Source organism: Bacillus sp. 0909A (assembly GCF_036765115.1).
In the GTDB taxonomy this organism is placed as follows: domain Bacteria; phylum Bacillota; class Bacilli; order Bacillales; family Bacillaceae; genus Bacillus; species Bacillus mojavensis.
Map to the genome: position 1 here is coordinate 59,148 of NZ_JBAIZU010000007.1, position 12,855 is coordinate 72,002.

Below are 12,855 nucleotides of genomic sequence, written 5' to 3' on the forward strand. Positions count from 1 at the left end.
TGTTCTGTCTGGGGCGAGAAACAGGCTGATGAATGTTTCAGAAAAACCTTTTCAGAGATGGTGCTGTAGCATCAAATTTTCTGAAAGGTTTTTTTGGGAGTTAGAGAATCATTTGGGTCTTTTGGATTATTCCAAGAAGGCGACATGGATTGAGAAAATAAACCTATTTGTTTAACAAAATATGTAATTTTTAAGAGGCGAGAGGTAAACCATTGGACTCATTTTGTAAAATTAAAACATATTTGTTTGACTGTACCGAAAAACTGTTTTTATAATAATTACGTTCTAAAAATAAGTGAATTAGCCCATATTTAGGCTGATGGCACAGGAGGTAATGAGGAATATGGCAGGATTAATTCGTGTCACACCCGAAGAGCTAAGAGCGATGGCGAAGCAATATGGCGTTGAAAGCCAAGAAGTATTAAATCAGGTTGATCGTTTAAACCGAATGATCTCTGATTTAAAAAGCATGTGGGAAGGTGCTTCTAGCGAAGCGTTCGCAGATCAATACGAGCAGCTCAAACCTTCATTTATCAAAATGTCAGATTTGCTTCAAGATGTTAACCAGCAGCTTGATCAAACAGCAAATACTCTTGAGTCTACTGACCAAGACATCGCAAATCAAATCCGCGGATAACAGTATGAAAGGGAAGGAGCGCCTGATTCACCAGAAGACGGCGCTCTTTCTATGTAAGGGTGAATAAACATGTATATTGATATTACGATAGATTTGAAACATTATAACGGAAGTGTCTTCGATCTCAGATTGTCAGATTACCACCCGGTGAAAAAAGTCATTGACATCGCTTGGCAGGCCCAAAGCGTTTCCATACCTCCGCGCGAAGGGCACTGGATCAGAGTGGTCAATAAGGATACGGTGTTTTCCGGAGAATGCAAGCTATCTGATTGCGGCATTACAAGCGGAGACCGGCTTGAAATATTATGAAAGGATCTGGTTGAATGTCAGGTGAACAAACATCATATTTAGAAAACCAATTAGAAGCTGCTGCTCAGAAAACGGAAGACGGCTTTACATTTACCTTTCAACGGGAAAAAATAAAGCTTCTGGACGGTCTCGAAGCGAACGTGATCAAGGATGTAAATCCATTTTTTCATAAAGAGATCAATGTGACGGAAGACGAAGTGATCATCACAATCCAACCTCCTCCCTCCTATAAAGAATTTCGCTTGATAAAAGCTAAAGATAAAAAAAGTAAATGGCAATTTGCCTATCAGCTTGTTCAGGCTGTACAGCAGCACATGTTATCAAGGCTGCATTTGATTGTGGCCCCGGAAAACATTGTATTCGATAAAGGGCTGACCCCATATTTTCTTCATTACGGCGTAAAAGAAAGCATTCCGCCTTACGAGCATGATGAGGAGAGAGTCTGGCAGGAGCTAAAAGCTGCAGCGGCTTTGGCAGTTGACGGCGCTTTTGCATTTGAGGACTACTTGAAATTCAATGAAACGCTGACATTCTCTCCGGAGACAAAAGCGATATTGGATGCGAAGTCCTATGATGAACTGCTCGAGCTGATTCAGACACATATCGATGAGCTCGAAGCCAAAGCCAAAACATACATACATATCCCGAAAAAGAAATGGAACATCCAAAGATATATCGGCCTGGGACTCATTGTGTTGCTTGTGCCGGCTCTGATTTATTCGATGTACGCTTTATTTTTCGCGCAGCCGAAGCATCAGGCGATTGTGGAAAGCAACCGTGCTTTCTTAAACAAGCAGTACAGTGAGGTTATCAGCACGCTGGCTAAATATGATGCGGAAAGCCTGCCTGATTCAGTGCAGTATCAGCTTGCAATGTCTTATGTTGAGGTTGAAAAATTAGGCGATATTCAAAAGAAACAAATTGAAAATAATTTGGTCACGCTGCAATCAGATCCACAGCACTTTCTTTATTGGATAGACATAGGGAGAGGCGAGAATAAAGAAGCCGTTAGTATCGGAAGAAAGCTGGAGTATAACCCGTACATAGGGCTGGGGCTGATTCGATATAAGGCTGAAATATTAGCAGATGACAGTATGAAAGATGATGAAAAGCAAAAAGAACTGGATACGGTACAAAGCGAGATCGATCAAATTACCAAACAAATGAAAGAACAAAAAGAAGAAGCGATAACAGACACGGCAGAAACTGATACAGCCAGCCAAGCCGCTGAAGAACAATCAGACAAAGAAAAACAACAAGCTGAAGAGAAAGCGGCAGAAGAAAAGGCCGCAGCCGAGGAAAAAGCGAAAAAAGAAGAACAAGAGAAGAAAGAGAAAGAAAAGAAAGATGAGAAAAAAGATGACAAATAAAGTGAAACATGAAGTTCAGGTCATCGCACGCCGTATTTCGGCCGTTAGGGGGTTCGCCATTTGAGTCTATTATGGGTTTTCTACCAGCAAAACGTCCAAAAACTAAAACTGTCTGACCTCCCTGCGTCCCAGCCGGTGACCATAGGGCCAGATGTGAAGGATTCCATTACGATCGGCACCATTCCGTTTAAGAACGGAGTCATTTCTCTTCAGAGGAAGGAATCCGGCAGCCAGTACGATGTTTTCCTGGGAAATGATTGCCTGGGCAGTCTTGAAACTGATGCATCATTTTCTCTTCAAACGGACCAGCAGGAAATCCGTCTGTTTTTAATTGCCGGCAAGCCTGAAAAATCCGTTTATTTTACAGGAAACAGAGACGAAATGACATGTTCCTCAGAAAAGACAGATGCAGATATCTATTTGAATCCGAATGATTTTGCTTTTGCGGAGCAAAGTACATTTTCATTACTGCATATCGGTAAGAAATGGTCGATTCTCCCAGAAAGCGGGAATGTGTTCTTGAACGGCGAGAAGGTAATAAGTGTTGCACCGCTCAAACCGGGAGATGAAATATTCTGGATTTTTACGCTAATGAGAGTAACTGAACAAGACCTCTTAGAAATCGTTCACTACACACCGCTTGAAACAGTGTTAACCAAAACGGTCAAACCAAGCACAGAAATGCAGAAGAAATATCCGCAGTACAGAAGAACACCGCGGATGGTGTACGATTTGCCAGATGACCGTGTGTCCTTCAGTTTTCCCTCTCAGGAGAGCGATCAAACCAATAGAGGGCTGTGGCTCGTCATCCTGCCTCCGCTTGTGATGCTGATTGTGATGGGCGTTGTCGCCATCATCCAGCCGCGCGGCATATTTATACTCGTTTCTTTGGCAATGTTTATGATGACCCTTATTACCTCGACCGTTCAATATTTCCGGGATAAAAACCAGCGGAAAAAACGCGAGGAAAAGCGGGAGCGCGTGTATAAGCTTTACTTAGATAATAAGAGAAAAGAGCTTCAGGCACTTGCTGAAAAGCAAAAGCAGGTTCTTGACTTTCATTTTCCTTCTTTTGAACAAATGAAATACTTAACAAGTGAAATCAGTGATCGAATTTGGGAAAAATCACTCGAAAGCAAGGATTATCTCCAGATTCGGCTCGGGACCGGAACAGTTCCTGCAAGCTATGAAATCAATATGAGCGGCGGAGACCTGGCGAACCGTGATATTGATGACCTTATGGAGAAATCGCAGCACATGCAGCGTGTCTATAAGGACATTCGCAATGCGCCGGTTACGGTGGATTTGGCGGAGGGGCCGATGGGCCTTGTCGGGAAATCTCAGATTGTTAAGAATGAGATTCACCAGCTGATCGGCCAGCTGTCGTTCTTTAACAGCTATCACGATTTACGTTTCGTTTTTATTTTTCATGAAGAAGAGTATAAAGACTGGGAGTGGATGAAGTGGCTTCCGCAATTTCAAATGCCCCATATTTATGCAAAAGGCTTTATTTATAATGAACAGACCCGTGACCAGCTCCTTTCTTCTCTCTACGAATTGATAAGAGAGCGTGACTTGGAAGAGGACAAAGAAAAAGTGCAGTTTAAACCGCATTTTGTTTTTGTCATTACAAATCAGCAGCTGATTTCAGAGCACGTCATTCTTGAATATCTGGAAGGGCAGCATGAGCATCTGGGTATCTCTACCATTGTCGCTGCGGACACAAAGGAAAGTTTATCAGAAAACATTACGACTCTTGTCCGCTATATCAACGAAAATGAAGGCGACATTTTAATACAAAAGAAAAAAGCGGTAAGAATCCCGTTCAGGCTTGATCAACATCAGCGCGAGGACAACGAACGGTTTTCACGGACGCTTCGCACGCTGAACCACCAGGTGGGCATTACGAATTCCATTCCGGAAATGGTCTCGTTCCTAGAGCTTTTCCATGCGAAGGAAGTAAAAGAAATCGGAATCCAGCAAAGATGGCTGACGAGTGAATCGTCGAAGTCGCTGTCGGTGCCGATCGGCTATAAAGGGAAAGATGACATTGTGCATCTGAACCTTCACGAAAAAGCCCACGGGCCGCACGGTTTGCTCGCGGGGACAACAGGTTCGGGGAAAAGTGAATTTCTCCAGACTTACATCCTGTCACTTGCGGTGCATTTTCACCCACATGAGGCGGCTTTCTTATTAATTGACTATAAAGGCGGAGGAATGGCGCAACCGTTCCGCAATATTCCCCACCTGCTCGGCACGATCACCAATATTGAAGGCAGCCAAAACTTCAGTATGCGTGCGCTTGCTTCGATTAAAAGCGAGCTGAAAAAAAGGCAGCGTCTGTTTGATCAATATCAAGTCAATCACATCAATGACTATACAAAGCTGTACAAGCAGGGGAAAGCAGAAGTAGCAATGCCGCACTTATTCTTAATTTCCGATGAGTTTGCAGAGCTGAAAAGCGAAGAGCCTGATTTTATCAGAGAGCTTGTCAGTGCCGCACGTATCGGCCGAAGCCTCGGTGTACATTTGATTTTGGCGACACAGAAGCCGGGCGGTATCATCGACGACCAAATCTGGAGTAACTCGCGCTTTAAAGTAGCGCTTAAAGTTCAGGATGCCACTGATAGTAAAGAGATTTTGAAAAACAGCGATGCCGCGAACATCACTGTTACCGGACGCGGTTATTTGCAGGTCGGAAACAATGAAGTGTACGAGCTGTTCCAATCCGCCTGGAGCGGGGCCCCTTACTTAGAGGAAGTTTACGGAACAGAGGATGAAATCGCGATTGTCACCGATACCGGCCTGATCCCGCTTTCTGAGGTCGACACCGAAGAAATGGCGAAAAAAGAAGTTCAATCAGAAATTGAAGCAGTGGTTGACGAAATCGAACGCATTCAAGAGGAAATGGGAATTGAGAAGCTGCCGAGTCCTTGGCTGCCGCCGCTTGCGGAACGTATCCCGCGCACCCTTTTCCCATCAGAAGAAAAGGACCATTTCCACTTTGCTTATGTTGATGAACCTGATCTGCAAAGACAGGCACCGATTGCTTATAAAATGATGGAAGACGGAAATATCGGCATTTTCGGCTCCTCAGGCTATGGAAAATCGATTGCAGCGGCAACATTCCTGATGAGTTTCGCAGACGTCTACACGCCTGAAGAGCTTCATGTCTATATCTTTGATTTCGGGAACGGAACGCTTCTCCCATTAGCGAAGCTGCCGCACACGGCGGATTACTTCCTGATGGATCAGTCGAGAAAAATTGAAAAGTTCATGATCCGGATCAAAGAGGAAATTGACCGCCGAAAACGTCTGTTCCGTGAAAAAGAAATCAGCCATATCAAAATGTACAATGCGCTGAGCGAAGAAGAGCTTCCATTCATTTTCATCACAATCGACAACTTTGATATCGTCAAGGATGAGATGCATGAGCTTGAATCGGAATTTGTCCAGCTTTCCAGAGACGGACAAAGCTTGGGGATTTACTTCATGCTGACGGCGACGCGCGTAAATGCTGTCCGCCAGTCGCTCTTGAACAACCTGAAAACAAAGGTTGTCCATTACCTGATGGATCAATCCGAGGGATATTCCATTTACGGACGGCCGAAGTTCAGCCTTGAGCCGATCCCGGGGCGCGTGATCATTCAAAAAGAAGAGCTTTATTTCGCCCAAATGTTCCTGCCTGTTGAAGCAGAGGATGATATCGGCATGTTCAACGAGCTAAAAGCAGAAGTGCAGGTTCTTCAGGATCGCTACGCTTCACTTCAGCAGCCGGCTCCGATTCCGATGCTGCCGGAAAGCCTGTCGACGAGAGAGTTTTCTCTCCGCTTCAAGCTGGAACGCAAGCCTTTATCTGTGCCGATCGGGCTTCATGAAGAAACCGTTAGCCCGGTGTACTTTGACTTGGCTAAGCACAAGCATTGCCTGATATTAGGGCAGACACAGCGAGGAAAAACAAACGTCTTAAAAGTGATGCTCGAGCATCTGCTTGAGGATGAAACGGAAATGATCGGTTTGTTTGACTCGATCGACCGCGGTTTATCCAATTATGCAAAAGAAACAGATGTCGCATATCTGGAAACAAAAGATGATATTGAGCAGTGGATTGAAACAGCAGAAGATATCTTTAAAACAAGAGAAGCCATGTATGTAGAAGCCGTTCGCCAGGGAGACGCACAAAGCCTGCGATTCTCTCAAGTGGTTCTGATGATTGACGGAATTACGAGATTCCAGCAGACGATCGATACGAGAATTCAAGACCGCTTGGCGAACTTTATGAAATCTTACGCTCATCTTGGCTTCAGCTTTATTCCGGCAGGCAATCACAGTGAGTTCTCCAAAGGCTATGATTCCCTGACGACTGAGATGAAGCAAATCAGACACGCTATCCTGCTGATGAAAAAATCTGAACAAAATGTCATTCCTCTTCCGTACCAAAGACAGGAGCCGGAGATTCAGCCGGGCTTCGGATATGTTGTGGAAAACGGGAAGGAGCAAAAAGTTCAAATTCCTTTATGTTCTGCTGAAAGGGAGAGTGCTAGATGACAGAACAACGAAAAAACTTAATCAAGTTAATATCCGCCGTCATCATTATTTTGCTGCTGCCGGTTTTGTTTTTCCGATTTATCGGGGAAGATCCGACGAAAAAAGCAGCCAATTCCACGCGGCAAATCGCAGTGGTGAATGAAGACACAGGCGTATTGAGTGATGAGGTGAAAGCGGACGATGAAGATGATCAATCCGCCCAGTTCGGTAAGGAAGTAGCTGCCGTACTGGGGGAACGTCCTGATTATTCTTGGACGGTCGTGAACCGAAGTGCAGCGGAAACAGGCCTGAAATCGAAAAAATACGATGCGATCGTCTACATCCCCTCAGATTTCTCAAGAAATATTTTGAGCTACGACAAAGAGCGTCCTCAAAAAGCCACGCTTGAGTTCAGCATTCAAGATAACCTGAATGCGGTCAACAAAGAAAAAGTGCAGCGTGAGCTTGAAGATGCCCAAAAAACAATGAACAAAAAAATGTCGGCCTTATATTGGAACTTTGTCTCACAAAAAGTGGACAATATCAGAGGAGAGTTTGACAAGATCGTCAATAAAGAATCTGAATTCCAAAATGTCATGTACAATTTCTACAAACCAAGCTCTAACGATTTAGCAGGTGAAATCAAACGCCAGAAAGACCTGATCGATGAGCTGAAGAAATCAATGAATGAAGCCCAAGGCACGACAAAAGAAAAGGCTTCGACAGCGGAGGAAGCAAAAAACACCCTGAAAGACTTCGTTGATACTGTGGAACGATACAAAGAATATCAAGAAAATCAAAAGAAGCTGCTATTGGCAGCCCAGGATTCAACTCAGCAGCAAATCCAGACAGGATTGGATGCCATTTCAGCACAGCAAAAGGCCAATCAGTTCAGCGAGCAGATGAGCGGACTGGCAACTGGGATCAGCCAAGTGAAAACACAGCTTGGACAAACCAGCACAGTTCTGGCAGCCGCCCAGCAAATCAGGGAAGGCCAAGTGCCTCAGCAGGAACTTGGTATGGCGAAGATACAAAGCGACTTAATTAACCAATACCAGACCGCATCAAGACAGGCAGCTTTAAATCAAGTATACGGACTGCTTGTTGAAGCGCGCGAGGCGCTCACTGTTGCGAAAGCAGACCCGCAGCCTGATGGAGATGATGGTTCAGATGATGAAGATAAAGACCCGAACGAAGAAAATCCTGAAGAACTGAAAATCGATCTTGAAAAACAGCGTGAAGAATTGAAAAACATTGCCGCTGACATTCAAGATATTTCAGACAATCTGAAGGAGCCTGAAAAAGAGGATCCGACACCCGAGGACCCGGGAACTGAAAAACCGGGAACAGACGAGCCGTCCACTGACAAGCCGGATCATCCAGATGACGGAGGCAGCACCAATCCCGATGATACACAGGGAGACACCGGAAACGATGATAACAGCAGTGATACAGGGAATGACGGACAAACGGACGGCAATAATCAGGATCAAGACCAGCAGCAGGGAACAGACGGTCAGGAGCAGAACGGAGATGCCTCCAATGGTAAGTCAGACAGCGGACAAACCGAAACGGGCACATCTGCCGAACAGACTGCTTCATCTGACTCAGCCCTACAATTTATCCAGCTGGCAAATGAAGACGGAACCGGAAGCGACGGAGACACAACAGAGCCCGGTAATGAAGATCAACCAGGAAATGACGACATTTCTGATATCGCAAAAGCGAAAGAACAGCTCAGCAAAGCGTCTGAGCGAATCAAGCAAATTGAAGAAGAGCTCAAAGAAAAAGAAACTGCCCATAATGAAGAGCTGAAAAAGAAATTAGAAGAACTAAAAGAGCAAATGGATGGTCTTAATGATGAAATTGATGACTTGAAAGACCAAGTAAAAAAGCTAGAAGGTAAACTTGAAAATCTTGAAGCGAAACGGAAGAGGGAGTTCGAAGGGATTTACAGAGCGATTCGCGAGCTGGAAAATAAAGATCAGCTTCAATTCCCGGGGGAAATCAACACAGAAAGCATCTCCGCTTTAATGAGATACTATAAATATTTATCTGTGTATGACTCTGTATTATCCGGAACGATAGACAGCACTGCAAAAAACTATGCCATTGACGGCCAGCAGGGCAACGTCAAATCAATCCTAGCCATCAAACCGGAAGAATCAGCAAGCTGGGAAGATCTCAAAAACAACACGATGCAAACCGATGAAGACATCGACAATTTCATCAATGGCATGACCGAGTTTGCAGACAACTACGGCAGCTATATCCGTGATTCTCAAGCAGGTGTTCTCGATGAACTGACGAAAATCTCTGAGAGTGCGTCTAAAGCGTCAGAACAGCTTGTAACCGGTGCAGCGCAGGAATCTGCAACGTTCAATAATGATGGTCTGTCAGGCACAATGGCACTGAGCGTGCAAGATACGGTCGGCCAGGAAGTGCTGCAAATGTCAGACATGATGGGCTCATTATCGGAACGCCAGTCAGGCATTATTGATTACACAACCAACATGCAGCAAAGCGTAAATGATGTACAGACGAAAGCTGACACATTAAATAACAACTGGGGTAAAAATGTTGCCTCCACGAAGCTTGTACGCAGTGACGTATACGGCATTCTGGGCAATACATTAGTAGATGGGCAAAACAACGGCTATGTATATGATTACTTGGCAAACCCGCTTAAAATCAGCGGTCAGGTTCCGGAAGAAAAAATTCAGACGGTGCCGCCGGTTGTCATCCTGGTTATTATTTTGATCAGCAGTCTGTTAATCGGATATTTCAGCTCGTATTACCAGAATGCGCCGCTGCTCGTCAAAGGAGCGCTTTTCGGAATTCTGAATATCCTTGTCGGATTGATGATCAGCTTGTTCGGTTTGAATATTTATTCACTGCCGGACGATGAGACGATTAAGTGGTCTGTGTTTACGATTTTATTGCTGGTCGCGAGCTCTGCCTTTATTCGGGCGGCATTCCGATTCGGATCAATTCCAGGATGGGTTGCTTCAGCGGCAATGATTTTATTCTATGTTGCGCCGCTTATTGACTTGATTATGCCGAACTTCACATTTGAAGATCCGGTGTCGAAGGTATATATCGACATCCAGTACGGAACAGGGCATTTGTTTACAATGGGAATATCGGTTCTGCTGATCATTACGTTGATTGCAGCGGCTCTGCCGCTTGTCATTCGCTTGATAGCAGAAAAAACAGCGGAAAGCGATGAAACGTATGAAGCGTAATCGCAGCTTGGAAAAGGGGATCATGATATGTATGCTCTCCTTTTCCCTTTTCATACCCTCTGCCGCTGCTGCCGAAACCGAAGAAAATACGGATGTCGCGCCAAATCAATATGAGAAGAAAGACATTGAAATCGATACGAATTATTTGCATGAAGATTCTTCCTATGAGGAGAAAACAGAACTGCCTGAGGAACAAAAGGACATCACCTTTGAAAAACCGAAGGATCGGGACGCCGAGCTGATAAAGGATTTGTTTACAACAACAGATGCCGAGGGCTCCAACACCATCGCAGCTCAATCTAAACAGCTGGGGATTACATTTTCCGAGAAACCGATCAAAAAAGCGTCATCAACGGAAATGGAAGAAAAAGAATCATCTTCACTCCTGCTTCCGATCATCTATATTGTGTTGATTCTGCTCGGGATCGCAGGCATTGTTTTTCTCATACCAAAGGTGATCGTGCAGGATAATAAAAAGGCGTAAGCGCCTGCGCTTGTTTTGCTTAAAAGCGGTCCGTACAATAAGAACGGAAGGAGGAGGTTTCCAATGGAACTTTATATCATCACCGGAGCGTCAAAAGGACTGGGGAAAGCCATTGCATTACAGGCTCTAGAAAAAGGCCATGAAGTCCATGCCCTGTCCAGAACAACAACAGATGTTTCGCATGAGAAACTGACACAGTATCAGATTGACCTGATCAATCTCACAGAGGCTGAACAGCAATTCAAGACATTGCTTTCATCCATCAATCCAGCTGATTATTCAGCCATCACACTGATCAATAACGCCGGAATGGTAACGCCGATCAAACGCGCGGGAGAAGCGTCTCTAGAAGAGCTGCAGCACCATTATCAGCTTAATCTGACCGCGCCCGTGCTCTTAAGCCAGCTGTTTACAAAACAGTTTGCTCTGTACAGCGGCAGAAAAACAATTGTCAATATTACGTCTGGCGCGGCCAAAAACCCATACAAGGGGTGGAGCGCGTATTGCAGCTCAAAAGCCGGACTTGATATGTTTACGAGAACGTTCGGATTTGAACAGGAGGACGAAGAACGGCCGGTGAATATGATTTCTTTCTCACCGGGTGTCATGGACACTGACATGCAGGCCGTCATCCGTGCATCATCGAAAAAGGATTTCCACGACATCGAGCGGTTCCGGAAATTGAATGAAACAGGAAGCCTTCGCAGTCCGGCCTTTATTGCCGGCACGCTGCTTTCTTTATTAGAGACAGGCGCGGAAAACGGGCGCATATATGATATAAAAGAGTTTTTGTAGAGCAGAGTGAATCTGCTCTTTTTTTATATAAAAAGGCGATCGCTTAAGCGTTCTGGAGTTTGGCTGCATATACTGACTGAAACTCTGCTTTTAGGGTATAACAAACATGAAAAATAAACAAAAATGATATGACATAAGAATTGAGTTTCTCTTCAAATTATGTTAGGATTCTAAAAATATCTAAAGGAGGGGTTTCCATGAGAAAGGTTACATTAATGGATGTCTTTACCCATCCAATTGCACAAAAATATTTACAGCGTTCAGGCGTGGCTCATGCGATTGCCTGCGCCTATCATGCATACAGGCTGTCTGTAAAGGCTGACATCAGCTCTGATTTAGCCGCAAAAGCGGCATTGCTGCATGACATCGGCCATTATGAATGGTATACAGACGGAAAGTGGGATTATGAAAAATACAGAAGAAATGACATCCATGCCATTAAAGGGGCGGAACGGGCACATAAGCTCTTGATTCGTCTTGGTGAAGAACCGAAAGCGGCAAAAGAGATTGCCCTTGCCATTTTGCTTCATACCGATTCCTATCTGCCTGAAGGTGAACTCGATAAAAATACGCTGCAGCAGATTGTCAAAAAAGCGGACGAACTTGATGAAGAACCTGGCGGCCATCATCATTACCGACAAATTGACGAAGCAATCGCACTGAAAAAAATAGAAAAGCTGGACCGCTTAATCGACCAAGCCCAGTCTTCTATAAAAAAGCCTGTATAGATCCCGCCTGTATTCGGAACAGCGTCTGTTTTCTTCGCTGTCTCCGTTTCATCACCATTTCCTTACACCCGCGTGAATCACACTCCCCCATCGTCTCCGCATCCCCTGGTGTTATCCGGTAAGCCTGTGTCATTATCCTTACCCGTGGCATAAGCTGAGATAAAACATATAAAGGGGATTGAAGTATGGCCAACCAAGGTAGTCCGCAACTGGTCTCATTAGTCGATCCTTATGTCTATCAGACCATTAAAAAGCTCATCGGCTCAAAATTCATTATTCAGACAGTACGAGACACGGTCAGAGGCAGACTGATTGATGTAAAACCGGACCATATCATCATTGAAGCAGCCCGAAATTCTGTTTTTTTAATCAGTATCCAGCACATGGTTTCCGTCACGCCAGATTACAGTGAACGGGTGTAACAGTGCTTGCGTTTGAAAAATAGGCGTACACCGGGACGTCCTATTTTTCAGTTAAGCGCTGTAAAAACGCCCCGTCATAAATTAATTGTGCCGCAAAGATCAAAACCGGAGCGGTCATCTGAAAAACAGAATGTTGCGCTATACACTGTAAAGCTTGAACAACCGAAGTGATACCCGCCACATCTACATATAAACGGTGCTTCCCGGCAAACAGAGCACAGCGCGGCCGCCGCTCAAGCATTCTATTGTTTTGATTCACATCAAGCAGGATAAAATCTAAACGTCAAGCTTCTCAGTCTTGAAATTCCTGTTGGAAGCATAGACACCTTATGTACATA

9 protein-coding genes are annotated in these 12,855 nt (G+C 44.7%); all 9 read left to right on the forward strand.

Features of this window, described 5'->3' with window-relative positions:
- Window positions 1–343 precede the first annotated feature (343 nt).
- The 9 genes from V6D42_RS18870 to V6D42_RS18910 all read left to right on the forward strand — a co-directional run bounded on the left by V6D42_RS18870 (window position 344) and on the right by V6D42_RS18910 (window position 12,517).
- Entirely contained in the window at window positions 344–637 is a 294-nt protein-coding gene (locus tag V6D42_RS18870; RefSeq protein WP_003220661.1) for a WXG100 family type VII secretion target, read from the forward strand.
- Window positions 638–706: 69 nt separating this feature from the next.
- The gene (gene yukD / locus V6D42_RS18875) at window positions 707–946 is read left to right on the forward strand and encodes an ESX secretion system protein YukD (RefSeq protein WP_010331710.1); all 240 of its coding nucleotides are present in this window, start codon (window positions 707–709) and stop codon (window positions 944–946) included.
- 14 nt (window positions 947–960) lie between these two features.
- Entirely contained in the window at window positions 961–2,316 is a 1,356-nt protein-coding gene (gene essB, locus V6D42_RS18880) for a type VII secretion protein EssB (RefSeq protein WP_333514260.1), read from the forward strand.
- Window positions 2,317–2,376: 60 nt separating this feature from the next.
- A complete protein-coding gene (gene essC, locus V6D42_RS18885) occupies window positions 2,377–6,864 on the forward strand; it encodes a type VII secretion protein EssC (RefSeq protein ID WP_333514261.1) in 4,488 nt (1,495 codons plus the stop codon).
- The gene (gene esaA / locus V6D42_RS18890) at window positions 6,861–10,088 is read left to right on the forward strand and encodes a type VII secretion protein EsaA (protein ID WP_333514262.1); all 3,228 of its coding nucleotides are present in this window, start codon (window positions 6,861–6,863) and stop codon (window positions 10,086–10,088) included. Before essC ends, esaA begins: the two co-directional genes overlap by 4 nt.
- A 31-nt stretch (window positions 10,089–10,119) precedes the next feature.
- On the forward strand, window positions 10,120–10,572 hold the full coding sequence (gene essA, locus V6D42_RS18895) for a type VII secretion protein EssA (protein WP_333514316.1): 453 nt from the start codon (window positions 10,120–10,122) through the stop codon (window positions 10,570–10,572).
- A gap of 63 nt (window positions 10,573–10,635) precedes the next feature.
- Window positions 10,636–11,367 carry a (S)-benzoin forming benzil reductase gene (locus tag V6D42_RS18900; RefSeq protein WP_333514263.1) on the forward strand — a complete coding sequence of 244 codons (732 nt, stop codon included), beginning with the start codon at window positions 10,636–10,638 and terminating at the stop codon, window positions 11,365–11,367.
- Between the two features lie 197 nt (window positions 11,368–11,564).
- Complete coding sequence (locus V6D42_RS18905; RefSeq protein WP_333514264.1) at window positions 11,565–12,095, forward strand: HD domain-containing protein; 531 nt, start codon at window positions 11,565–11,567, stop codon at window positions 12,093–12,095.
- A gap of 185 nt (window positions 12,096–12,280) precedes the next feature.
- Window positions 12,281–12,517 carry a YuzF family protein gene (locus V6D42_RS18910; protein WP_010331703.1) on the forward strand — a complete coding sequence of 79 codons (237 nt, stop codon included), beginning with the start codon at window positions 12,281–12,283 and terminating at the stop codon, window positions 12,515–12,517.
- Window positions 12,518–12,855 lie beyond the last annotated feature (338 nt).

Bases quoted from the DNA above. Each gene is read 5' to 3' on its own strand.
- V6D42_RS18870 (WP_003220661.1), top strand. From the start codon at position 344: ATGGCAGGATTAATTCGTGTCACACCCGAAGAGCTAAGAGCGATGGCG.
- yukD (WP_010331710.1), top strand. From the start codon at position 707: ATGTATATTGATATTACGATAGATTTGAAACATTATAACGGAAGTGTC.
- essB (WP_333514260.1), top strand. From the start codon at position 961: ATGTCAGGTGAACAAACATCATATTTAGAAAACCAATTAGAAGCTGCT.
- esaA (WP_333514262.1), top strand. From the start codon at position 6,861: ATGACAGAACAACGAAAAAACTTAATCAAGTTAATATCCGCCGTCATC.
- essA (WP_333514316.1), top strand. From the start codon at position 10,120: ATGCTCTCCTTTTCCCTTTTCATACCCTCTGCCGCTGCTGCCGAAACC.
- V6D42_RS18900 (WP_333514263.1), top strand. From the start codon at position 10,636: ATGGAACTTTATATCATCACCGGAGCGTCAAAAGGACTGGGGAAAGCC.
- V6D42_RS18905 (WP_333514264.1), top strand. From the start codon at position 11,565: ATGAGAAAGGTTACATTAATGGATGTCTTTACCCATCCAATTGCACAA.
- V6D42_RS18910 (WP_010331703.1), top strand. From the start codon at position 12,281: ATGGCCAACCAAGGTAGTCCGCAACTGGTCTCATTAGTCGATCCTTAT.